Annotated in this window: 19 protein-coding genes; 8 read left to right on the top strand and 11 right to left on the bottom strand. The window is 65.4% G+C overall.

What is annotated here, in order from left to right:
* Positions 1-107: 107 nt before the first annotated feature.
* Both AB3N21_RS11605 and AB3N21_RS11610 read left to right on the top strand, forming a co-directional pair.
* A complete protein-coding gene (locus AB3N21_RS11605; RefSeq protein WP_367935375.1) occupies positions 108-419 on the top strand; it encodes a hypothetical protein in 312 nt (103 codons plus the stop codon).
* Between the two features lie 112 nt (positions 420-531).
* Positions 532-1,497, top strand: a complete 966-nt coding sequence (locus AB3N21_RS11610) for a LysR family transcriptional regulator (protein ID WP_367935376.1) — start codon at positions 532-534, stop codon at positions 1,495-1,497.
* Positions 1,498-1,594: 97 nt separating this feature from the next.
* On the opposite strand, the gene AB3N21_RS11615 is transcribed toward AB3N21_RS11610, so the two are convergent.
* Positions 1,595-2,035 (bottom strand): low molecular weight protein-tyrosine-phosphatase, encoded by a 441-nt coding sequence (locus AB3N21_RS11615; RefSeq protein WP_367935377.1) that lies wholly within the window; start codon positions 2,033-2,035, stop codon positions 1,595-1,597.
* A 130-nt stretch (positions 2,036-2,165) separates the two neighbouring features.
* On the opposite strand from AB3N21_RS11615, the gene AB3N21_RS11620 reads away from it, so the two are divergent.
* The gene (locus AB3N21_RS11620; RefSeq protein ID WP_367935378.1) at positions 2,166-2,864 is read left to right on the top strand and encodes an NAD-dependent deacylase; all 699 of its coding nucleotides are present in this window, start codon (positions 2,166-2,168) and stop codon (positions 2,862-2,864) included.
* Positions 2,865-2,937: 73 nt separating this feature from the next.
* On the opposite strand, the gene AB3N21_RS11625 is transcribed toward AB3N21_RS11620, so the two are convergent.
* Positions 2,938-3,417 carry a copper chaperone PCu(A)C gene (locus AB3N21_RS11625; protein WP_367935379.1) on the bottom strand — a complete coding sequence of 160 codons (480 nt, stop codon included), beginning with the start codon at positions 3,415-3,417 and terminating at the stop codon, positions 2,938-2,940.
* A gap of 47 nt (positions 3,418-3,464) precedes the next feature.
* Positions 3,465-3,959 carry a hypothetical protein gene (locus tag AB3N21_RS11630; RefSeq protein WP_367935380.1) on the bottom strand — a complete coding sequence of 165 codons (495 nt, stop codon included), beginning with the start codon at positions 3,957-3,959 and terminating at the stop codon, positions 3,465-3,467.
* 216 nt (positions 3,960-4,175) lie between these two features.
* Between AB3N21_RS11630 and AB3N21_RS11635 the strand changes: the two genes are divergently transcribed.
* Entirely contained in the window at positions 4,176-5,312 is a 1,137-nt protein-coding gene (locus AB3N21_RS11635; RefSeq protein ID WP_367935381.1) for a Hint domain-containing protein, read from the top strand.
* 111 nt (positions 5,313-5,423) lie between these two features.
* Here the strand turns inward: AB3N21_RS11635 and rpmB are convergent, their stop codons facing one another.
* Both rpmB and meaB read right to left on the bottom strand, forming a co-directional pair.
* Positions 5,424-5,711 carry a 50S ribosomal protein L28 gene (gene rpmB, locus AB3N21_RS11640; RefSeq protein ID WP_138839816.1) on the bottom strand — a complete coding sequence of 96 codons (288 nt, stop codon included), beginning with the start codon at positions 5,709-5,711 and terminating at the stop codon, positions 5,424-5,426.
* A 283-nt stretch (positions 5,712-5,994) separates the two neighbouring features.
* Positions 5,995-6,972 carry a methylmalonyl Co-A mutase-associated GTPase MeaB gene (gene meaB / locus AB3N21_RS11645; RefSeq protein ID WP_367935382.1) on the bottom strand — a complete coding sequence of 326 codons (978 nt, stop codon included), beginning with the start codon at positions 6,970-6,972 and terminating at the stop codon, positions 5,995-5,997.
* 139 nt (positions 6,973-7,111) lie between these two features.
* On the opposite strand from meaB, the gene hrpB reads away from it, so the two are divergent.
* Both hrpB and AB3N21_RS11655 read left to right on the top strand, forming a co-directional pair.
* Entirely contained in the window at positions 7,112-9,559 is a 2,448-nt protein-coding gene (gene hrpB, locus AB3N21_RS11650) for an ATP-dependent helicase HrpB (RefSeq protein ID WP_367935383.1), read from the top strand.
* Positions 9,560-9,656: 97 nt separating this feature from the next.
* Complete coding sequence (locus AB3N21_RS11655) at positions 9,657-10,598, top strand: potassium channel family protein (RefSeq protein WP_367935384.1); 942 nt, start codon at positions 9,657-9,659, stop codon at positions 10,596-10,598.
* 42 nt (positions 10,599-10,640) lie between these two features.
* Here the strand turns inward: AB3N21_RS11655 and AB3N21_RS11660 are convergent, their stop codons facing one another.
* Together AB3N21_RS11660 and gndA are read right to left on the bottom strand one after the other, a co-directional pair.
* Positions 10,641-12,248, bottom strand: a complete 1,608-nt coding sequence (locus AB3N21_RS11660) for a GMC family oxidoreductase (RefSeq protein ID WP_367935385.1) — start codon at positions 12,246-12,248, stop codon at positions 10,641-10,643.
* 321 nt (positions 12,249-12,569) lie between these two features.
* Positions 12,570-13,967, bottom strand: a complete 1,398-nt coding sequence (gene gndA / locus AB3N21_RS11665) for an NADP-dependent phosphogluconate dehydrogenase (protein WP_367935386.1) — start codon at positions 13,965-13,967, stop codon at positions 12,570-12,572.
* Between the two features lie 165 nt (positions 13,968-14,132).
* On the opposite strand from gndA, the gene AB3N21_RS11670 reads away from it, so the two are divergent.
* A complete protein-coding gene (locus tag AB3N21_RS11670) occupies positions 14,133-14,594 on the top strand; it encodes an NUDIX hydrolase (RefSeq protein ID WP_367935387.1) in 462 nt (153 codons plus the stop codon).
* Between the two features lie 89 nt (positions 14,595-14,683).
* Complete coding sequence (locus AB3N21_RS11675) at positions 14,684-16,144, top strand: inorganic phosphate transporter (RefSeq protein ID WP_367935388.1); 1,461 nt, start codon at positions 14,684-14,686, stop codon at positions 16,142-16,144.
* Between the two features lie 8 nt (positions 16,145-16,152).
* On the opposite strand, the gene AB3N21_RS11680 is transcribed toward AB3N21_RS11675, so the two are convergent.
* The 4 genes from AB3N21_RS11680 to AB3N21_RS11695 all read right to left on the bottom strand — a co-directional run bounded on the left by AB3N21_RS11680 (position 16,153) and on the right by AB3N21_RS11695 (position 21,585).
* Entirely contained in the window at positions 16,153-17,142 is a 990-nt protein-coding gene (locus tag AB3N21_RS11680) for a 2-dehydropantoate 2-reductase (RefSeq protein ID WP_367935389.1), read from the bottom strand.
* A 28-nt stretch (positions 17,143-17,170) separates the two neighbouring features.
* The gene (locus AB3N21_RS11685; protein ID WP_367935390.1) at positions 17,171-18,178 is read right to left on the bottom strand and encodes a sterol desaturase family protein; all 1,008 of its coding nucleotides are present in this window, start codon (positions 18,176-18,178) and stop codon (positions 17,171-17,173) included.
* Positions 18,179-19,077: 899 nt separating this feature from the next.
* The gene (locus AB3N21_RS11690; protein ID WP_367935391.1) at positions 19,078-20,271 is read right to left on the bottom strand and encodes a hypothetical protein; all 1,194 of its coding nucleotides are present in this window, start codon (positions 20,269-20,271) and stop codon (positions 19,078-19,080) included.
* Positions 20,272-20,685: 414 nt separating this feature from the next.
* Positions 20,686-21,585, bottom strand: coding sequence for a LysR family transcriptional regulator (locus AB3N21_RS11695; RefSeq protein WP_367935392.1), 900 nt, complete (start codon positions 21,583-21,585; stop codon positions 20,686-20,688).
* Positions 21,586-21,687: the final 102 nt, after the last annotated feature.

Below are 21,687 nucleotides of genomic sequence, written 5' to 3' on the forward strand. Positions count from 1 at the left end.
TTGATGCACTTTTCGTGAATTGATCGGACGAATCCCTTGCGGCATACTGCGCGCGACGCTGAGAGGGGCGGCAAGATCTCTCCGGCCGGGCAAGACGAGGCATAGAGATGAAACAGTTCCTGACAATGGCCCTGTGCGCGCTGGCTCTGGCGGCTCCGCTGCCTGCGGCGGCGGCCGGGGGCAAGATCAAGCGGGCCTGCATGGCCAGCGACCGGCCAGCCGCCACGCGGGCGCGGTGCAGTTGCATTCAGCGGGTGGCCAACAACGCGCTCAGCCGGTCCGACCGGGTCAAGGTTGCCGAGTGGTTCACTGACCCGCATCAGGCGCAGGTGGTGAAGATGTCGCGCACCGCGCGTGACGATGCGCTGTGGGAACGGTATCAGGCGTTTGGCCAGTTGGCGCAGGCGGTCTGCAGGTAATCCCTTAGTATCCGATGGTCCGGGCCGGGCGCTTCGCCGCCGCCCGGCCTGTCCGTGCTTGACCTGAGCCGTCGCGGCACCCAGAACGGGTGAAACGGCAAGGGACATCGGCATGGTGATGAAAGGTCTGACCCTGCGCGGGGTTGAGGTGTTCGAAGCGCTGGCGCGCACGGGCTCGGTAGCGCAGGCGGCCGAGATCACGGGCCTGAGCCAGCCCTCGATCAGCCAGCAGTTGCGCAATCTGGAAAACGCGCTGGGCACCGAGTTGGTCGATCACGGGCGCCGCCCGATGCGGCTGACCCAGGCCGGGCGCAGCTTTCTGGCGCGGGCCGAGGCGGTGCTGGCGGAGCTGCGGCTGGCGCAGAGCGAGCTGATGGTGATGGATCTGACCCATCTGAGCACGCTGTCGATCGGGCTGATCGACGATTTCGACAACGACCTGACGCCGCGGCTGGCGACGTTGCTGGCCGACAGTCTGACCAAGTCCAAGTTCAAGCTGATCACCCTGCCCAGCCTCGAGATCTTCGAGGCCATCGAGACGCAGAAGCTGCATCTGGCGGTGTCGGCCACCAGCGGTGAGGTCTTGGAAGGGGTGGTCGAGTACCCTCTGGTCCGGGACCCGTTCATTCTGGTGGCGCCGCTTGGCGCGGTGCCCGAGGGGGCCGATATCATGGCCGCGCTGCGCGATCTGCCGTTCCTGCGCTATGCGCGCGAGCAGTTGATCAGCCGCCAGATCGAGGGGCATCTGGCGCGCGAGCAGTTGGAATTCGAGGAACGCTTCGAGATCGGCTCGCATCTGGCGCTGATGGCGATGGTGGCGCGGCGGCTGGGCTGGGCGCTGACCACGCCGCTGGGATACATGCGGGCGGGCCGGTTTCACGATCAGATCGACGCGTTCGAGGTGCCGTTTGGCGCGTTTTCGCGGACGATTTCCCTGTTCACCCGGATGGACTGGTCCGATCAGGTGCCCCGCGACGTGGCCGAGATGATCCGGCGGTTGGCGCAGAGCCAGATCATCGACCCGGCGGTGGCGCGGCTGCCGTGGCTGAGCGGTCAGTTGGCGGTGATCGAGCCTTAGTGCGCACTCCGAAACGTGGGAGCCGGTTTTCGGATCAAGCTGCGCGATTTGACAAAAGACAGAACTGCGCATTCGATTCAGGTTTGTCCGCGCCGCTTTAGGCGAGGTGGCGCTTGAGCCCGGCGGCGGCGGCCTCGATCAGGTCCAGAGCGCCATCGAAATCGCGGGTGTAGTAGGGGTCGGGGACGTGATCGGCGCCGGTTTCGGGGGCGAAGTCGGTCAGAAGGCGGACCGGGGTGGCATTGCCTGGGGGGCGCAGACCTTCGATATCCGCGATATTGCTGTCATCCATGCCGAGGATCAGGTCGAACCGGTCGAAATCGGCGGCGGTGAACTGCCGCGCGCGCAGGTCCGAGAGGTCGACACCGCGCGCCTTGGCCGCCTGCCGCATCGGGCCGTAGGGCGGGTCGCCCGCATGCCAGCCCGCGGTGCCGGCGCTGTCGGTTGCGGTCTCGGGGCTGAGCGTGCGGAAGACGCCCTCGGCGGCGGGTGAGCGGCAGATATTGCCGAGGCAGACAAAGAGGATTCGATGGGTCATGATGGCCTCGTTTTAAAGCGCTTTGCGTTTGATTTGAATCGGAATACGCTGCGTCTCCCTTCGGTCGAACGCGCATTCCGATGAAAACGCCTCGGATCGAACGCAAAGCGCTGCAAAGGCTGGAGCGGATATGCAAAAGATCGTCATTCTGACCGGTGCCGGGATATCGGCGGAAAGCGGGCTGGGTACGTTTCGGGACGAAGGGGGCCTGTGGGCGCAACACCGGATCGAGGATGTGGCGACGCCCGAGGGGTTTGCCCGCGATCCGGCGCTGGTGCACGGGTTCTACAACGCGCGCCGGGTGCAGGCGGCGAAGGCTCGGCCCAACGCGGCGCATGCGGCGCTGGCGCGGCTGCAGCGGGACTGGCCGGGTGAGGTGATCATCGTGACCCAGAATGTGGATGGGCTGCACGAGGCCGGGGGCGCCGAGGATGTGATCCATATGCACGGCGTGCTGGCGGGCGCCTTATGCGCCGCCTGCGGTCACCGCTGGCCCGCGCCCGAGGAGATGGCGGTGGGAGAGCCCTGCCCCGCCTGCAACGGCCCGACGGCGCGGCCCGATGTGGTGTGGTTCGGCGAGATGCCGTACCGGATGGACGAGATTTATGACCATCTGGCCGGGGCCGCGATCTTTGCCGCCATCGGCACCTCGGGTCAGGTCTATCCGGCGGCGGCCTTCGTGCATGAGGCCATTGCGGCAGGGGCACGAACGGTGGAGCTGAACCTCGATCCCTCGGACACGGTGTCGAGCTTTGACGAGACCCGCTTTGGCCCCGCGACCCAGACCGTGCCCGCCTGGGTCACGGAATTGCTCGGGCAGTCGGAATAGGCACAGGCCGGGGCAACGCCCGGCCTGACGCATGGATGAGGGCCGCAGAGCGGCCTGAAGACAGGCGTGGCCTTCAGTTCGAGTGTTTCTGATGTCCTGCGCCCTCGCCCGGCTTGCGGTTCAGATCGACGGGGATTTCGATTTGCACTTCGCCCGCTTTCTCGAAGATCAGCGTCACCGGGATCATCGCGCCCTGCTCGAAGGGCTGGGTGAGACCCATGAACATCACGTGATCGCCGCCGCGGGCCAGCGGGTGCGCCGCGCCCGCGGGGATGGCGAAGCCTTCGGGCACATGCAGCATCTGGGCGACCCCGTCGGCATTGACCTTGTGGGTGTGCAGCTCGACCCGGGCGGCGGCATCGGATTTTGCGTCGATCAGGCGGTCGGCCTCATCGCCGTGGTTCATGATCGTCATGAACGCGGCCCCGGCCTTGGCGGATTTGCCGGCGGCGCGGGCATAGGCGTCTTCGATCATGATGGCCCCGTCGGCCAGGGCGGCGCCAGTCAGTGTCAGGGTTGCGGTGGCGGCGAGCAGGATGGATTTGAGCGACATGGCGTCTCTCCTCACTTGTGTCTGATTTTCCTTGGAACTCTGTGGGGTCAGACACGCCGGGGCGGCGCCCGGGCCGAGGCGCGGAGCGTGACCGGAGAGATTAGATTGCGGGCGGTGCGCTGCGGGGTCGGCTGAATGGTCTCGGGCGCCGGAGGCAGCAAGGCCGCGTCCGGCGCGATGGCGCCCAGCAGGGTAAGCGCGAAGTCCGGGCAATAATGCGGGGCCTGTGTCGGCTGACCCTCGGCATCCATATAGATGATGACCGGGCCGGTGCCGGTACAGATCTCCATCTGCCCCACGGCGGCATCCAGCCCGCGCGAGGCGGCTAGGCTTTGGCCGGTTAAGGCCAGAAGCGCCGACAGCGCAAGCGCCAGATATGTGCGGAGACGGGTCTGCATCGCGGGTTTGGTATAGGTCCGCATCCGGGCCCGCTTCAAGCGCAATCGGCAGCCTGCGACAGCAAGGCTGCCAAGGCCGCTTCCCGCCAGGTCATCGCCCTGCTGCCCAGCCATGCCGGTCTCGGCGATGATCCCGTTGCCCATCCCGGTCCGAGGCAACCCACTGACATCATGCAGCGAACCAGGGGCGCGGTGACCGGGGCCAGCAAAACAGATGTGCCACAGTCGATCAAAACAGAAAAACCGTCAATTTGATGCATCCCGGGATCATGTATACGTTGCGGTGTAGGTTGTCTAAGACCTTAAACTCGAATTCGGGTCGGCCGCCGCCGGTGACCCGGCAAACTGGAACCTTCGGTCATGCCCAATATCAACGGGACAGGATCCGCCGACAACATCGACGTCACCGATGACAACGGCACATTGAACGGCACGCCACAAGGCACGCCGATCAATAATATTCGCGCCCGGGGCGGCAACGACACGGTAACGGTGACCAACAGCACCATTTCCGGCACGGTTCGGGGCAACGGCGGCGCCGACGACATTACCGTGACCGGGAGCACCGTTGGCGGCAGCGTCAATGCGGGCTCGGGCAGCGATACGGTCTCGATCCAGGGCTCGAATGTCGGCAACATCCGGCTGGGCGGCGGCAACGACACGCTGGACCTCATCAGTACAACCGTCACCGGCGATGTGCAGGGCGGCAACGGAACCGATACGCTGAACCTGCCGACGGGGACGGTGGTGAACGATGCCACCTTCGGGACGTTCACCGTGTCGGCGGGGGTTGGCTATTCCCTGTCGAGCGGCACCTTCACCCTGCCTTCGGGAACGGTCATTACCTATTCCGCTTTCGAAAACGGCACCGGTTTCCCGTGTTTCACCCGTGACACGCTGATCCGGTCCGGCAGCGGAGCCGTCAGCGTGCAGGACCTGCGGGTGGGCGATCAGGTTGCGACCGCGGGCAACGGACCGCAGCCCATTCGCTGGATCGGCAGGCGACGTTTCGAGCTGCTTGATCTTGCGGAGAACCCCAAACTCAGGCCGGTTCGCATTCTGGCGGGCGCGCTGGGTCATGGCCTTCCGCAGCGCGATCTTCTGGTGTCGCGCCAGCACCGCATGCTGGTCCGCTCAAAGATCGCGCAGCGGATGTTCGGCGCGTTCGAGGTTCTGATCCCCGCGATCAAGCTGACCGCCCTGCCCGGCGTTTTCGTCGACGCGAGCGTCGAGAGCGTCGAGTATTATCACCTGCTGTTCGACCGGCATGAGATCGTCTTTGCCGAGGGCGCGCCCAGTGAAAGCCTCTATACCGGGCCGGAGGCGCTGGATGCGATCAGCAGCGAGGCCCGGCGCGAGATTTTCGGGATTTTCCCCGAACTGGTCGATCTGAACTATGAACCTCCGGCGGCGCGCTATATCCCGCGCGGGCGGCAGCAGGCGCGACTGGTCGCGCGGCATCTCAAGAACAACAAGCCGCTTCTGAGCTTCGGGTGATCCGGACCGGGGTCGGCCTTGATCCGGGGCATCGAGCGGCGGTGGTGCGCACGCAAAGACCCCGCACCTTGGGGCGCGGGGTCCGAAATCCGGTGATCGGAAAGTGTGGGATCAGGCCGAGGCTTGGGCCTTGGCGATCTCTTTCTTCACTTTCAGGGCGTTGGCCGACAGATCCTCGTCCTTGGCTTTGGCCAGGAACGCGTCCAGACCACCACGGTGGTCGACCGAGCGCAGCGCGGCTGCCGAGATGCGCAGCTTGACGCCGCGGCCCAGGGTTTCCGACTGCAGGGTGACGTCGTTCAGGTTGGGCAGAAAGCGACGCTTGGTCTTGTTGTTGGCGTGGCTGACATTGTTGCCAGTCATCGGGCCTTTTCCGGTCAGTTCGCAACGGCGCGACATGGTTTCTTCCTTTGTTTCTGGTGGCAGGGCATCGGGCCGTCTGCCAAATCACAAGGGGCGCGGCCGGTGGACGCGCCCGAAAACTGGTTGGATGCGTTTAGGAGGAATCGCCGGAAGGGTCAAGATGGGTGGTGTGAAATCTTTGCCCGTGCGGGTTTGGTCGGCCTCTGGGCCAATATGGCCCGTACCGGGCCATGCTTCCCCTCACGGCGGCAAAGCCGCCTGCCGGGCAGCGGGTCAGGAGTATTTAGGAAAAGATGAAGATCAGGCGGTTTCGACGTGATCAGGCGGTTTTCAGGGTGGCCAGCATCTGTTCGGCGGCGGCGGTGGGGCCGAGACGCCCTTGGGCCACGTCACCGCTGAGCCGGTCCATTTCCGAGCGGGCCTCGGGCGTGTTGAGGCGGGCGAGCAGGGCGTGGCGCACCTCCTGGTCGAACCAGTAGCGGGCCTGGGTGGCGCGGTTTGCGTCCCAGTGGCCGTTTTCCTTGCGCCAGCCGGTGAGCGCCTGCATTTCGCTCCAGGCGTCAGCGAGGCCCTCGTGCTCGACCGCCGAAACCATCATCGCCTTGGGGAAATCCGCCGGATCCTGCGGGCGTTTGCGCAAGAGCCGCAGGGCGCCCATGTAGTCGGCGCAGGTGCGGGTGGCGGCGGGTTTCAGGTCTCCGTCGGCCTTGTTGATCAGGATCAGGTCGGCCATCTCCATGATGCCGCGCTTGACGCCTTGGAGTTCGTCTCCGCCGGCGGGTGCCAGCAGCAACAGGAAGAGGTCGGACATTTCCGCCACCACGGTTTCGGATTGCCCCACGCCCACGGTTTCGATCAGCACCACGTCGAAGCCTGCGGCCTCGCACAGCGCCACCGCCTCGCGCGTGCGGCGGGCGACGCCGCCGAGATGGGTCTGGCTGGGTGACGGGCGGATGAAGGCGTTTTTTTCGCGGCTGAGGCGCTCCATCCTTGTCTTGTCGCCGAGGATCGAGCCGCCGGAGCGGGCCGAGCTGGGATCGACGGCGAGGACGGCGACGCGCAGGTCCTGCCCGGTCAGCAGCATCCCGAAGGCCTCGATGAAGGTGGATTTGCCGACGCCCGGCGTGCCCGAGAGGCCGATGCGCAGCGCTTGGCGATGGGCCTTGGACAGGTGTTCGAGCAGCTCGCCCGCCTGCGCCCGGTGATCGGCGCGCTGGCTTTCCACCAGCGTGATCGCGCGGGCCAGTGCGCGGCGGTCGCCGGTCAGGATGCGGTCTGCAAGCTCGGTGATGTCCATGGGGCACCTTTCGGGGATTTTGCCTAGATGACGCAGGGGCGGCGGGTTTGTCCAGAGGGGCGTGCGGCAAGTGGTTGCGCCGGATTGTCCCGATGCACCCGCGCTGGACCTGCCCGCGCGCTTTGGCGATAAGGCGGGGATGAGCAGGTTACCGATAGAGGATGTCCTTCCCGAACTGATCGCGGCGTTGAGGGCGCGCGGGCGGGCGGTGTTGCAGGCCCCGCCCGGGGCGGGAAAGACCACGCGGGTGCCGCTGGCGATGCTGGAGGCGGCGCTGTGCGAGGGCCGGATCGTGATGCTGGAGCCCCGGCGGCTGGCGGCGCGTGCGGCTGCCGAGCGTATGGCCGAAACGCTGGGGGGACGTGCGGGCGAGACCGTGGGGTATCGCGTGCGCGGTGAGGTCAAGGTGTCCAAGGCGACGCGGATCGAGGTGGTGACCGAAGGCATCCTAACCCGGATGCTGCAATCCGAGCCGGATTTGCCGGGCGTGGGGGCGGTGATCTTCGATGAATTCCATGAGCGGTCGCTGAATGCCGATCTGGGGCTGGCCTTGTGTCTGGAGGTGGCGGGCGCGTTGCGGGAGGATCTGATCCTGCTGGCGATGTCGGCGACGCTGGATGCGGGGCCGGTGGGCGAGTTGATGGATGCGCCGCTGGTGACGTCGGAGGGGCGGAGCTATCCGGTGGAGATGCGCTGGCTGGAACGGCCGTTGGGGGCGCAGGCGCGGCGGCTGGACGCTCTGGTCGATCTGGTGGAGCGGGCGGAGCGCGAGACGCAGGCCATCGGCGGCGGAGTGCTGGTGTTTCTGCCCGGCGAGGGAGAGATACGCCGGGCTGAGGCGGCGCTGGCCGGGCGGTTGCCTGAGGGCTGCGTTGTGCGTCCGCTGTTCGGGGCGATGCCCTTTGCCGCCCAGCGCGCGGCGATTGCGCCGGTGGAGCGGGGGCGCAAGGTGGTGCTGGCGACCTCGATTGCCGAGACCTCGCTGACCATTCCCGACATTCGCGTGGTGGTGGATATGGGTCAGGCGCGGCGGGCGCGGTTCGATCCGGGATCCGGTATGTCGCGGCTGGTGACGGAACGGGTGACGCGGGCCGAGGCCACGCAGCGGGCCGGGCGCGCAGGCCGGGTGGCCGAGGGCGTGTGCTATCGGCTCTGGTCGAAAGGCGAGGATGGGGCGCTGGCCGCGTTTCCGCCGGCCGAGATCGAGGCGGCGGATCTGACCGGGCTGGCGTTGGAACTGGCGCTCTGGGGCGCGGAGCCGGGGGAACTGGCGTTTCCGACCGCGCCGCCCGAGGGGGCGCTGACCGAGGCGCGCGCGTTGTTGGCGATGCTGGGGGCGCTCGATGGCAAAGGGCGGATCACGGACCACGGGCGGGCGCTGACCGCCCTGCCCCTGCATCCGCGTCTGGGGCATATGCTGGTAACGGCGGAGGCCGAGGCGGCGCCTTTGGCGGCGTTGATGGCCGAGCGCGATCCGCTGCGCGGGGCACCGGTGGATCTGGCGCTGCGGCTGGAGGCGCTGCGCGATCCAAAGGCGTTTCAGCGCAACCGGCCCTATCCGGTGAATATGGGTGTGCTGGACCGGATCAAGGGAGAGGTTCGGCGATTGCGTGCTCAGGCCAAGGGCACGGGAGCCGGGCTGAGCCCGGCGGCAATGGCGGCGCTGGCCTATCCCGACCGGATCGGACAGCGGCGCAAGGGCGATGCGCCACGTTATGTGCTTTCGGGTGGCAAGGGCGCGGTGCTGGAAGCCGGGGACAGGCTGTCAGGCGCCCCCTATCTGGTGGCCATCGACACGGATGGAAACCCGCGCGAGGCGAAGATCCGGCTGGCGGCGCAGATTTCGGAGCGGGAGATACGGGATCTGTTTGGCGACCAGATTGCTTGGGTCGATCTCTGCGAGTGGTCAAAGCGTGAGCGCCGCGTGGTGGCGCGGCGGCAGGAGCGGTTCGGGGCGATCACGCTGGATGACCGGATCTGGAAGGAGGTGCCTCCCGAGGCGGTAGCCCGCGCCATGCTGGACGGGGTGCGCGATCTGGGGCTGCGGCTGGAGGGTGCAGCCGCGCGACTGGCGGCACGGGTTGAACTGGTGCGGGCCGAGGAGGCCGATCTGCCGGATTTCTCGACCCATGGCTTGATGGACACGCTGGAAGACTGGCTGCTGCCAATGCTGACGGGCGTGAAGAGCGCCGAGGACTGGAAGCGGTTCGATCCATTGCCCGCGCTCAGGGCGACGTTGAGTTGGGAGCAGATGCAGGAGCTGGACCGCCGGGCGCCGGGCGCGTTCGTCACGCCGCTGGGGCGCAAGGTGCCCATTGGCTATGGCGGCGAGGTGCCGGAGATCTCGGTGCGCCTGCAGGAGATGTTCGGGGTGACCCGGCATCCGGTGGTGGGCGGCGTGCCGCTGAAGATCACCCTGCTGTCCCCGGCGCAGCGGCCCATCCAGATCACCCGCGATCTGCCGGGGTTCTGGGCCGGGTCCTATGCGGATGTGCGCAAGGACATGCGTGCGCAATATCCCAAACATCCCTGGCCCGAGGACCCGACCGAGGCGGATCCGACCCTGCGGGCAAAGCCCCGCCGATAGCCCCAAGCTTCGGAACAACTGCCTAAGCGTCGCACATGTTTGACGGATTGGTTATGCTACTATCGGCAAAACAATCCGCAAAACCGGGTGTTACGCGTTGGGCCAGCTTCAGAAACTCATCCACGAGAAACTCGACCCGAGTGACCGGACCGACCGGGTGGGCCGGTATCTGGACCTGTTCCTGATCACCCTCATTGCGATCAACGTGGCCGCCGTGGTTCTGGAAACCGTGAGCAGTATCAACGCGCGCTTTCACACGGCGTTCTGGGTGATCGAGGTGATCTCGGTCGCGGTGTTCAGCGTCGAGTATATCGCGCGGGTGTGGGCCAGCCCCGAACACCCGGAGTTTCAGGACAAGGCGCATCCCCGGCTGGCCTACATGCTGTCTCCGCTTGCGCTGATCGACCTGCTGGCGATCCTGCCGTTCTACCTGGGCTTCCTGGTCGATATGGACCTGCGGTTCCTGCGGGTGCTGCGGCTGCTGCGCATCCTCAAACTGACCCGCTATTCCTCGGCCATGTCGATGCTGCTGGATGTGTTCCGGGAGGAGGCCAATGCGTTCTTTGCGGGGTTCTTCATCCTGATCGTGCTGCTGGTTCTGGCCGCGAGCGGCGCCTATCTGGCCGAGCATGAGGTGCAGCCGGACAAGTTCGGCTCGATCCCCGCGGCGATGTGGTGGGCGATGGCGACGCTGACGACGGTGGGCTATGGCGATGTGACGCCGGTGACGCCCGCCGGGCAGATATTCGGATCTCTGGTCGGCGTGGTGGGCATCGGCATCGCCGCCCTGCCCGCCGGTATTCTGGCCAGCGGCATGGCCGATCTGCTGCGCCGTAGGCGGGCGGAGCTGACCAAGCAGCTGCGCGTGGCGCTGGAGGACGGGGTGATCGATGCCGATGAGGAAGAGGAGCTGGAGCAGATCCGGCGGGATCTGGGGCTGAGCAAGCGGGTTGCCGAGGAGATCCGGGACGATGTGCAGAGGTCGCGCAAACATGCCGGGCTGGGCCAATGTCCGCATTGCGGCAGGAACCTGGGTTAGCGCGGGGTTTTCTGTGTGACTTGCCTGTGGCGCCTGGGGCGGTCAGGCGGACGAGCGGATCATGTCGGCGGCTTTCTCGGCGATCATGATGACCGGGGAGGCGGTATTGCCGGAGGTGATTTTCGGCATGATCGAAGCGTCGATGACGCGCAGGCCGCCCACGCCATGGACGCGCAACTCGGGCGTCACCACGGCCATCGGGTCGGTGCCCATCTTGCAGGTGCCCACCGGGTGAAAGATCGTGGTGGCGATGTTGCCGGTCTCGGCCAGCAAATCGGCGTCGGATCGGATTGCAGGTCCGGGCAGGAACTCCTGCGGCTGGTAGGGGCGCAGCGCCTTGGCCGTCATGATCATGCGGGCCTGTTTGATGGCGGCGACGGCGACCTGCTTGTCGCGCTCGGCGCTGAGGTAGTTGAGGCGGATATCGGGCTGCGGGTCGGGCTGGCTGGTGGTGATGTGGCTGTGGCCCACGCTTTCGGGGCGCAGGTTGCAGACCGACACGGTGATGGCCGGGAACGGGTGCAGCGGATCGCCGAGCCTGTCGGTGGAGAGCGGCTGGACATGGTATTCGAGGTCCGGGGTGGCGAGCGCCGGGTCGGATTTGGTGAAAAGGCCGAACTGGCTGGGCGCCATCGACAGGGGCCCTGAGCGGGTGAGCGCGTATTTCAGCGCGATGCCGATGCGGCCGGTCAGGGAGTTGGCCTTTTCGTTGAGGGTTTCGGTGCCGGAGACCTTGAACACGGTGCGGATTTGCAGGTGGTCCTGCAGGTTTTCCCCGACGCCGGGCAGGTCGTGGACCGGGGTGATGCCCAGCGCCGAGAGACGGTCGGGCTGGCCGATGCCGGACAGCTCCAACAGCTTGGGCGAGTTGAGGGAACCGGCGGCCAGCAGCACCTCGCGCCGGGCCGTGACGGTCATCGGTTTGTCCTTGTGGCGGAGGGCGACGCCGGTTACGCGGCGCCCGTCGAGGATCAGGCAGTCGGTCATGGCATGGGTCAGCACCCGCAGGTTGGGGCGTTTCATGGCCGGGCGCAGGAAGGCCTTGGTGGTGTTCCAGCGCAGGCCGTTTTTCTGGTTCACCTCAAAGAAGCCCGAGCCCTCGTTGCTGCCCGAATTGAAATCCTCGGTGGGACCGTAGCCGAACTCGCGGGCGCCCTCCTGAAAGGCGCGCAGGATGTCCCAACTGAGGCGCTGGGTGGTCACCTTCCATTCGCCCCCTGCCCCGTGCAGATCCGTCCCGCCCTTGTGGTGATCCTCGGATTTGCGAAACCAGGGCAGCACGTCGTCCCAGCCCCAGCCCGCGTTGCCCATCTGCCGCCAACCGTCATAGTCGGCGGCCTGCCCGCGCATATAGATCATGCCGTTGATCGAGGTACAGCCGCCCAGCACCTTGCCGCGGGGATAGACCAGCGACCGGCCGTTGAGGCCGGGTTCGGACGCGGTCTTCATCATCCAGTCGACGCGCGGATTGCCGATGCAGTAGAGATAGCCGACCGGGATATGCACCCAGTGGTAGCGGTCATTGCCGCCCGCTTCGAGCAGCAGGACGTTCGTGTTCGGATCCTCGCTCAGGCGGTTGGCCAGCACGCATCCGGCGGTGCCGCCGCCGACGATGACGTAGTCATAGTCGCCTGTCAGCTGTTCGGTCATATGGCTCTCCCTCGCCCGCCAGCTTGCCGATTGATGCGGGAGTTGCAATGGGGTGTAGGCGGTTCGGGGGTGGTCTGCGGGTGGCTCGACAGAGGGCCGCGGCCTCCCTCGGGTGGGCGCACGCAACGCGTGTGGTCGGCGGTTTATCTCAAAAGCTCCGGACGACGGATGGGCGGCGTGGGGCATCGCCAATGCGCCCTCCCATGCGGGAGGGATGGCGCGGCCCGGCGGGCTACGCCCTTGATTCCGGGCCACTAGGTGGATTGGGAAGAGGCTTGAGCTGGCGATAAGACGAGCTTGGTCAGATCGTTTGCCCGGGCTTCAACTCCAATCGGCGTTGGTCTTGCCGGGGCGGTCGGTGCGTTCGAAACCGTGGCGGCCGAAGGCGTCGCGCTGGGCCTGGATCAGGTTGGCGGTGCCCACGCCCTGCCGCGCGGTGTCGTACCAGGCGAGCGCGGCGGAGAGTGACGAAACCGGCAGGCCCAGCGTGGCGGCGCTTGCCACGGTGCGGCGCAGGGCGGGCAAGGCGGGGGCCAGCAGGTCGGCGATGCCGGGGGCAAGATAAGACGGGCGGTCGGGCGTGGCGCGCAGGATCGGGGCGAGATCGCTCAGCAGCGCCGAGCGGATGATGCAGCCCGCCCGCCAGATCTCGGCAATGCGGGCGCGGTCGAGGGACCAGCCGAATTCGGCGGAGGCGGCACGCAGGATGTCGAAGCCTTGCAGATGGGCCAGCAGGCGGCCCGCATAGAGGGCCTCGGCAAGGTCCGAAGGCGGTGGGAGATCGGCGGGCGCGGTTTCGGGGGGCAGTTGAGTGGCCGCCGCCAGCCTGGCGGATTTGGTGGACGACCAGGAGCGGGCGCCCACCGCGGCCTCGATGGCCGAGGCGGATTGGCCGAGTTTGAGTGCCTCGATGACAGTCCAGCGCCCGGTGCCCTTCTGCCCGGCCTGATCGCGGATCATGTCCACCATCGGCTTGCCCGAGAGTGGATCGGTGACCTGAAGGATGCGGGCGGTGGTCTCGATGAGGAACGAGGCGAGAGGGCCACCCTCCCAGCTTTGGAACAGGGCACCGATGCGGGGGGCGTCCCACCCCGCCCCGTCGCGCAGCAGGCCGTAAACCTCGGCGATCATCTGCATGTCGGCATATTCGATGCCGTTATGCACCGTCTTGACGAAGTGACCGGCGCCGTCGGGGCCGAGATGGGCGACGCATGGATCGCCCTCGAATTTCGCCGCTATGGGCTCGAGCACCTGTTGCAGCCGCGTCCAGCTATCGGCCGAGCCCCCGACCATCATCGACGGGCCGGTGCGCGCGCCCTCTTCCCCGCCCGAAACCCCGATGCCGACGAAATGCAGGCCGGCCTCGGCCAGTTCAGCCGTGCGGCGGATGGTGTCGTTGAAATCGGCATTGCCGGCGTCGATCAGCGTGTCGCCGGGGGCGAGCAGCGGGCGGAACGCCTCGATCATCGCGTCGACCGGCGCGCCCGAGGGGATCATCAGCAGGATCAGGCGCGGAGTGGCGAGGGCAGCGACGAAATCCGCGAGCGTTTCCGCGCCGGTGATACGGTCGGCCAGAGGCCCGGCCTTGGCCAGAAACGGGGCGATCCAGTCGGCTTCACGGTTGGTGACGGCGACCGAGATCCCCTTGTCGGCGAAGTTCTGCGCAAGCGCGCTGCCCATGGTTCCCAGACCAAAAACGCCGATCCGTGCCTTGCCCATCGCTTACCTCGTTACCATTTAAAGATGCAGGATGCGTCATGCGGGCGGGGGGCGCAAGCGGGGCGTTGCCGATTGAAAACAAAGGGAAACCATTGAAATTCGCAGGATAATGCATATTAAGCAGACATATTTAACAATGCGCGCGACAGAAACGATCCAAATGCGATGACCAACGCATTGCGAAAAGCCTGGGAAGAGGTAGTGCGGCCTTTGATCCTGCGCCCCAGACGGGTGCAGGTGGCGGCGCTGTGCGTGCGGCGGGGCGAGGATGGGCCCGAAGTGCTGTTGGTCACCAGCCGCGATACCGGACGCTGGATCGTGCCCAAGGGCTGGCCCATCGACGGGCTGGACGGGGCCGAGGCGGCGGCGCGCGAGGCATGGGAAGAGGCCGGGGTGAGACCGGCCGGATTCAGCCGGAAACCGGTCGGGACCTATAAATACGACAAGATCCTGAGCAATGGCGTGCCCGAGCCGATCCTGACCAATGTCTACCGGATCAAGGTCGAGGCGTTGGCCGAGGATTATCCCGAACGCGACCAGCGGCAGCGGCGCTGGGTTCCGGCCACCGAGGCGGCGGGTCTGGTGCGTGAGCCGGAATTGCAGGATTTGCTGCGCGGTTTGCAATAACTTTACTCAAACCGGTTTCAATCGCCCTTGCAGTGTGCGGCGGGGACCTGTAGGCGGTTCTGCCACCTGCGCTGACGGAAACCGCGACGATGGCGAACGCCCCGAATGGCAATCAATGGGCCCGGCTGGACCGGGAGCTGCACCGGATCTCGCGGATCGAGATCGCGGTGGCCCATACGTCGCGTCCGCTGGTCGGGACCGGTGTGGCGCTGGCCTTTCTGGTGCTGGCGGCGCTGCTGGCCGAGTTGGTTCTGGGCTTTCCGCCCGGCGGTGTGCTGGTGGCCGCAGCGGCGGTGTTCGGGGCCTATATGGCGCTGAACATTGGCGCCAACGACGTGGCCAACAACATGGGGCCGGTGGTGGGCGCGCGGGCATTGCGGATGTCCACGGCCATCGTGATCGCCGCGCTGGCCGAGATCGCCGGGGCGCTGCTGGCGGGGTCGGACGTGGTGTCGACCATCTCGGTGGGCATCGTCGATCCGCAATCGGTGCCGCAGGGGCCTCCGCTGCTGGCGATGATGATGGCCGCGCTGATGGCCGCCGCCCTGTTCATTAATTTCGCAACGCTGATCGGGGCGCCGGTCTCGACCACCCACTCGATCGTGGGCGGGGTGATGGGCGCCGGGATCGCGGCGGCGGGATATGAGGCGCTGAACTGGCCGATGATGGGGCGGATCACCGCGAGCTGGATCGTCTCGCCGCTGATGGGCGGTGCCATCGCGGCGGCGGTGCTGGCGCTGATCCGCAACCGGATTTCGCAGCGCGCGGACAAGATGGCCGCCGCACGGCGCTGGGTGCCGATCCTGGTGGGCATCATGGGCGGCACCTTTGCCGCCTATCTGGGCATCAAGGGGCTGGGCCGGATCGTGACGCTGAGCGGGTCCGAGGCGCTGGTGCTGGGCGTGGTGTCCGGTCTGCTGCTGTGGGGCGCCACGATCCCGGTGATCCGGCGGCAGTCGGAGGGGATGGAGAACCGCATGCGCTCGGTCAAGGCGCTGTTCGCCTTGCCGCTGGTGATCGCCGCGACGCTGCTGAGTTTTGCGCATGGCGCCAATGACGTGGCCAACGCGGTGGGGCCGCTGGCGGCCATCGTGCACGCCGCCGAACATGGCGCGCTGGCCGAAGGGATCGCGGTGCCCAACTGGGTGATGCTGATCGGGGCCTTCGGCATCGCCTTTGGCCTGTTCCTGTTCGGTCCGCGTCTGATCCGGCGCGTCGGCAGCCAGATCACCAAGCTGAACCCGATGCGGTCTTATTGCGTCGCGCTGTCGGCGGCGGTCACCGTCATTCTGGCCAGTTGGCTGGGCCTGCCGGTCAGTTCCACCCACATCGCCGTGGGCGGCGTGTTCGGCATCGGCTTTTACCGCGAGTGGGAGGCCGGGCGGCGGCAGTACAGCACCTCGCAACGGCTGGCGCGCGAGGAGCGGCGTCGGCGCAAGCTGGTGCGGCGGTCGCATTTCCTGACCATCGTGGCGGCCTGGGTGGTGACGGTGCCCTTGGCCGGATCTCTGGCGGCGGGCATTTTCTGGTTGCTGATGCTGATCGTCTGACCGCTGTTTCAGGGCCGGATCTGGGCGGGGCTGAGGGCGGGGTTGCGCTCTGCCGCCTCGGTTGCGGCGGTGACGCGGTCGAGGATGGCGCTGCAGAGGGGGGTGGGAACACCGTGGCGCTGGCCCAGCCGGATGATCTCACCCTGCAGGCTGTCGATTTCGGTGGGATGCCCGCCCATCAGGTCATAGGCCATCGAGGTACGGGCCGAGGGGTCGATGGTCAGCATCTGCGCGGCGATGCGGGTAAAGAGCGGCGTCGGCAGGCGCAGGATATGCGGCCCGGCCCAGGCGGGCAGCGGCGTGGTCGAAGCGACGGGGATATGCGCGGCGCGCAGCACGCCCAGCGCCTCGGCCATCTGGTCGGCCATCAACCGGCGCCAGTCGCGGTTCAGCAACTGCTCCTGCAAGGTAAGGCCCGAGAGCGCATTGAGCGCATTGTTGAGGTTAATCACCAGCTTGCCCCATTGCACCGCCGCGATCCGCTCGCTCTCGGTGACCGGCAGAGGCAGCGACGTGAGGTGCTGCGCCAGATCGCCCGGGCCGGACTGGATCACGATGTCGCCCGAAGTGGCGCGGTGATAGGTGGCCGGGCCGGTGGGCACCACGTTGAACGGCACCATCCCGGCGCGGATATCGCGGTCGGGCAACAATTCGCGCAGGGTGGCGGCGTTTGCCATCCCGTTCTGCCAGGACAGTACCGGCGCGCTCGCAGGCGCATGTTCGGCGATCAGCCCGGCCATTTCGATGGTTGCCGGGGTCTTGACGGTGACGATCACGACCTGCGTCCCGGCAAGACAGACGGGCTCTTCCGAGAATGTCAGGCGACTGGCGGGAACGGTCTGCGTGAGCCCGGCGAAATCCGTGCAGGTCAGGCCCTGCGCGCGGATCTCGTCCAGCCCCCGGGCGCGGCCGAGCAGGGTCACGTCATGGCCCGCAGCGGCCAGCAGACCGCCGGTAAAGCAGCCGATACTGCCCGCGCCTGCAATGGCTATGCGCATTCCGTCTCCCTCCGTTGCTTTCGCTGCGTCATCCCGCCGGGCGGCCACGACGGGATTTCAACCGCTCATGCGCGGCAGGCGTGCCGTCGTGAAACGTGCCGAACCAGGCATCCCACGGCATTTCCAGATTACCGTAATTCACCTCAAAATACCGGTGATGCATCTGGTGGTGGAAGGTGCCCAGCGCGAGCCGGTTACGGTCCTTGACCAGCAGGCCCTCGTAGCCGGTATGCGAGCTGGCCGCTGTCAGCGACTGGTGTTGCAGGTGGAACAGAATGTGCAGCGGATGGGCCGGGACCACCAGATGGATCAGGATCGAGCTGAAGAACAGCAAGTGTTCGACAGGATGCATCGACAGTCCGGACCAGGGACCCACGTTGATGTTGCGGTGATGCAGCGCGTGGGCGAGCCGGTAGAGCGGCGGCCAGTGCAGCGCGCGGTGGATCCAGTAGAAGTGGAACGAGATCCAGACCGGGGTCAGCAACAGGATCAGTACCGTCCAGACCGGATGCGCCGCCGGATCGAGCCAGGGCACCCAGCCGCGTGCCGCCCCGTGCAGCATCAGCACCTCATAGGCGGTCCAGAACCCCACCCCGCTGGTCAGGCTCCAGAACATGTTGTCATGCACCTGATTGGAGAAGGTGAACTGCCGCCCCTTGCGCATCAACTGGCGCGGGTCGAATTTCAGCCGCGCGCCCTGCAGGCTGACGCCGTGAAAATAGAGGTGCAGCCCGCCCGCAACCAGCAGCATCAGGCCGAGATTGCGCAGCCAGATCAGGGCGATCCAGTCCAGCGACAGGCTCTGCATCCGCTCCGGCGACGGGGTGAGCCAGACCCAGCTGATCAGGGCCAGCGCCAGCACGATGACGTTCTCGGCACAACTCAGCCAGCGCGCGGCAACCCAGCGCCACATGGCGGCGGGATCGGGGGGCCAGCGGAAAAACGGCGACGTTGCAATCGGAACGGCGGGCATATGCGCCCAGCCGGGCAGTTGGATGTCGGGATTGGGTTTCCGGGCACGCTGTTGGTCGGTCATCGGGGTGAAACTGACACAGGGATGACCGTCCGGGCAAACGTTTTGTGGCGCGCAGAACAGGGTGCCGGGTGTCAGACATCGGAGCAACGGGTGGGTGCTGGCGTTTCATATGGGCGGGGTGTCGGTACGGTCGAAGATCGCGGGGGGGGGGTGGCTGTTGGCCGCTCAACGAACACCCACGCCTTATGACGGGCGAACAGGTTGTTGGCCGGTTCTTCAATCATTCAATCTACCAGGCGGAAAGTCGGCGCTGAGCCCATGGGAGACCCGTCAGAACCTTGATGCGAGCGCGGCGCGGACTCGCATGCAAACGGCGCGACATCGCGCTGTTCAACGTTGCGTCTACAGCAGTTTTTTGGGGCTGCGATCTTGTCGGGCTCAAAGTGAGTGACCTGGCTAGCAGCAACCGCGTGCGCGAGTGTGTCCCGGTTATTCGGAGGAAAGCCGAGCAGCCGGTGCAGGTCGAGCGCACCGAGAATACCTGCCGTTCAGTAAAAAACTGGGTGAGTTGGCAAGAAATGATCGGGTGCGCTTCCATGTTTCTCAGTCGGTTTCGCGACCGCCCGTGAATCTCCACGCGCCTATACGGTCGGCTGGTCCGCGACCAGGTCGTGGCGATCGGGCTTAAGCCGAGCGGATCGGCATGTGAACGAAAGTGGCGACGGGTGGACGCCGTTTGCCATACCTTTTTGCCAGGACAGCACCGGGGCACTCGCAAGCGCGTATTTGGCATCTCGATAGCCGCCGTGGTCTTGACGGTGACGATCACGACCTCCGTCCCGAAAAGGCAGACGGGTTCTCAGGACCGTGTCAGGCGACTGGCGAACGGTCTGCGCGCGCCTGCAATTGCAAGCTTCATGGCCGGCCCTCACCAAGCCGGACACCCGCTGCACACATGTTCAACCTGCCAGAGGCGCGCCCGGACGGAAGGCACCCAGCGATTTTGCCAGATCGGTGTAGCCGTCCACGCTGGAGAAGTAGGTCTTGAGATTGCTGCCGATGGAATTGGATTTGTAGAACTTCCCAAACTCTTCGATCTTGACGTTGAACGCCTTCAACTCGGCGATCAGAGATTTTCCGCTGTTCATGATGGAAAACGCTTTTTCAAGATCCTTGGCGATCGCTTCGGCTTCGTCTTTCAGCTTGAAGCAGTTGTCGATCTGTTTCTTGATGACCTTGTCGCCCAGCATTTCCGATATGCTCTTTTCGGTGTGAATTTTGCGCAGGGCCTTGATTTCGGAATCGATCTGCGTCCGCGTCTTCTTCATTTCCATCGACAGTTTCTGGATCTCGGAACTGCGCTGCTTGATGACCACGTCAAGCTCGGAGACGTGCTTGCCGATCGAGCTTTTTTCGAAGGGCGCCATCGCCGCCTTGATGTTCTTCAGCTCGCCTTCGACATTCTTGAGGATCTTCTTTTCGAGATCCTTGTCCCTGATTACGTTCTTGGCAAAACCGACGATCCCGGCGCCGCCCGAAAGCGCGGCGGTGGCAATGCCAAGCCCGAGGACCAGCGGCGCGGCGGTGCCCGCGCTGAGGACCAGGGCCGCGACGCCCACGGCGATGGCCGAGACAAGCAGGATGCCCTTGACCACCTTGCCCAGGGTCATGCGGGCCTTCTTGTCTTTCAGCAGCTTGGATCCGGCCTGCTTCTTGGCCGCCGCCAGGGCGACATAGCCCTGCTGTTCCATAACATTGTCGGCCCAGCCGTCGATGAGTTTCTGGAAATCCTTCTGCAGACTGTCGGCGGAAAAACTCAATTTGGCTAATTTGTCCAGTTCACTGGCCAGTTTCTTGCAGCCGGCGTCGTCTTTTGGCATGCCCATCTTGCGGATGTTCTTGTCGAGCGCTTTGGCATCGTCGATGTTTTTCTGTTTCTCCTTCAGCCAGGTTTCCAGATGGCTGATCTGTGCCTTCACCAGCTTTTCGAATTCTTTTTTGAAATTCGTTTCGATCTTCTTGGCAAGCGAGACTTCGGAGCCGTCAAGCGGAATGGTGAAATTGATCTTGGCGTCGAGCGTGGGCGTAAGGTCTGCCGTGCTCTTGATGTTGAATTTCTTCTCGAATTTGAACTTATGAGTCGCTTCGGGCATTGATCCCTCCTGAGTGTTCGCGTTCGGATTAAGACGGGGTGGGCAACCGTCGCAGCGGGTTGCCTTACGCAAGGTTAAGTTGAACCTGAAAATCTGGCAACGCTTTTGCGATTATATCGCGGGTGCGACACCGATGCGGCGGGATCGCTGGGGACATGCGCGCGCCGGGCAGAGGTCGATACGGCGGCAGACAAGAAACAGGAGAAGACGCCGGGGCACCGGCGCTTGGCGGGCTTCTTGCAAGCTCAGGTTGTCGTGACCAACCGTGATCGGACCAGCCTTGTCGCGGTGCCAGGCGCCAGTGATACCGTCGGGGTGTAGAGATATTTGCGAGTTTCCGATGGGTATTTCACCGCCGATCACGCCTCCTCCTGTGGGGCTAAGGTGGGATGGTCCGAATACGAATGTTCGATCTCACCACTTTTCCCGATGCCCAAGTCGCTCGATCAGAAAGTCGATGAAGAGACGTGTCTTCGGGGTCAGAACGTTGGACCGGGGATAAACCAGCCAAAGTACAGATCGGTCATGCAACTGCCAGTCGGGGAGAACGTGGACGAGTCGTCCCGAACGGATTTCGTGCGACACGCTCCAAAGCGAGTTGATCGACAGACCGGCCCCGGCGATGGTCGCCTCTCGCTGCGCATCGCCGTCATCCACGATGGTGCGGCAGATCATGTCGGCAGGGTCCAGCACGGCCCGTTCGCCAGCGGTATTGGTCAGTTCACGCGTATCCAGATTGCTCCAGGCGATGAAATGGTGCCCGGCAAGATCTGACGCGGCCTCGGGCGTTCCGTGAACCTCGAGATAGCCCGGAGAGGCGCAGAGAACGCGGGTATCGTCTGCAAGCTTGCGTCCCTTGAGGCTGCTGTCGGTCAGTGGCGCGCTGCGCAGCGCGAGATCGAAGCTGCCCTCGATTGCGTCAAAGCGCGTGTCGGAGAGGCGGAGATCCAGCGTGAGATCGGGATAGAGGGTTTGGAACTCCGGCAGGAGCGGCATGACGTGCAATTGCGCGAAACTGCTGGGCGCGGCGAAGCGCAACGTTCCTTTTGCCCCGGAATCCGATCCACCAAGCGCGGCGCGCGCAGCATCCGCCTGCGCGAGGATTTCGCGGGCGTAGGGCAGAAAATCCGACCCCTCGAGCGACAAGGACACCTTGCGGGTGGTGCGGCGCAGGAGTTCGACCCCGAGTTCGGTTTCCAGCTTGGCGAGGCGCGCGCTGGCAACCGCCGGCGCCAACCCGAGCGCGCGACCGGCGCCGCTGATATTTAGCCGTTCGGCGGCCATGACGAAAAGGCGCAGGCTGTCTATGTTCATCTCGATTATCTTTAAAATACGAAAACTGAACTCATAATTGAGCCGATTTTATGTGTCACAGCAAGTGATATCTCGCTTCCCAGACAACACAACGCCCGATGG

Origin of the sequence: Ruegeria sp. (assembly GCF_040830605.1) — a bacterium.
GTDB lineage: Bacteria > Pseudomonadota > Alphaproteobacteria > Rhodobacterales > Rhodobacteraceae > Ruegeria.

Coding starts and splice junctions, on each gene's coding strand:
- AB3N21_RS11605 (WP_367935375.1), top strand. CDS start 108: ATGAAACAGTTCCTGACAATGGCCCTGTGCGCGCTGGCTCTGGCGGCT.
- AB3N21_RS11610 (WP_367935376.1), top strand. CDS start 532: ATGGTGATGAAAGGTCTGACCCTGCGCGGGGTTGAGGTGTTCGAAGCG.
- AB3N21_RS11615 (WP_367935377.1), bottom strand. CDS start 2,035: ATGACCCATCGAATCCTCTTTGTCTGCCTCGGCAATATCTGCCGCTCA.
- AB3N21_RS11620 (WP_367935378.1), top strand. CDS start 2,166: ATGCAAAAGATCGTCATTCTGACCGGTGCCGGGATATCGGCGGAAAGC.
- AB3N21_RS11625 (WP_367935379.1), bottom strand. CDS start 3,417: ATGTCGCTCAAATCCATCCTGCTCGCCGCCACCGCAACCCTGACACTG.
- AB3N21_RS11630 (WP_367935380.1), bottom strand. CDS start 3,959: ATGGGCAACGGGATCATCGCCGAGACCGGCATGGCTGGGCAGCAGGGC.
- AB3N21_RS11635 (WP_367935381.1), top strand. CDS start 4,176: ATGCCCAATATCAACGGGACAGGATCCGCCGACAACATCGACGTCACC.
- rpmB (WP_138839816.1), bottom strand. CDS start 5,711: ATGTCGCGCCGTTGCGAACTGACCGGAAAAGGCCCGATGACTGGCAAC.
- meaB (WP_367935382.1), bottom strand. CDS start 6,972: ATGGACATCACCGAGCTTGCAGACCGCATCCTGACCGGCGACCGCCGC.
- hrpB (WP_367935383.1), top strand. CDS start 7,112: ATGAGCAGGTTACCGATAGAGGATGTCCTTCCCGAACTGATCGCGGCG.
- AB3N21_RS11660 (WP_367935385.1), bottom strand. CDS start 12,248: ATGACCGAACAGCTGACAGGCGACTATGACTACGTCATCGTCGGCGGC.
- gndA (WP_367935386.1), bottom strand. CDS start 13,967: ATGGGCAAGGCACGGATCGGCGTTTTTGGTCTGGGAACCATGGGCAGC.
- AB3N21_RS11670 (WP_367935387.1), top strand. CDS start 14,133: ATGACCAACGCATTGCGAAAAGCCTGGGAAGAGGTAGTGCGGCCTTTG.
- AB3N21_RS11675 (WP_367935388.1), top strand. CDS start 14,684: ATGGCGAACGCCCCGAATGGCAATCAATGGGCCCGGCTGGACCGGGAG.
- AB3N21_RS11680 (WP_367935389.1), bottom strand. CDS start 17,142: ATGCGCATAGCCATTGCAGGCGCGGGCAGTATCGGCTGCTTTACCGGC.
- AB3N21_RS11685 (WP_367935390.1), bottom strand. CDS start 18,178: ATGACCGACCAACAGCGTGCCCGGAAACCCAATCCCGACATCCAACTG.
- AB3N21_RS11690 (WP_367935391.1), bottom strand. CDS start 20,271: ATGCCCGAAGCGACTCATAAGTTCAAATTCGAGAAGAAATTCAACATC.
- AB3N21_RS11695 (WP_367935392.1), bottom strand. CDS start 21,585: ATGAACATAGACAGCCTGCGCCTTTTCGTCATGGCCGCCGAACGGCTA.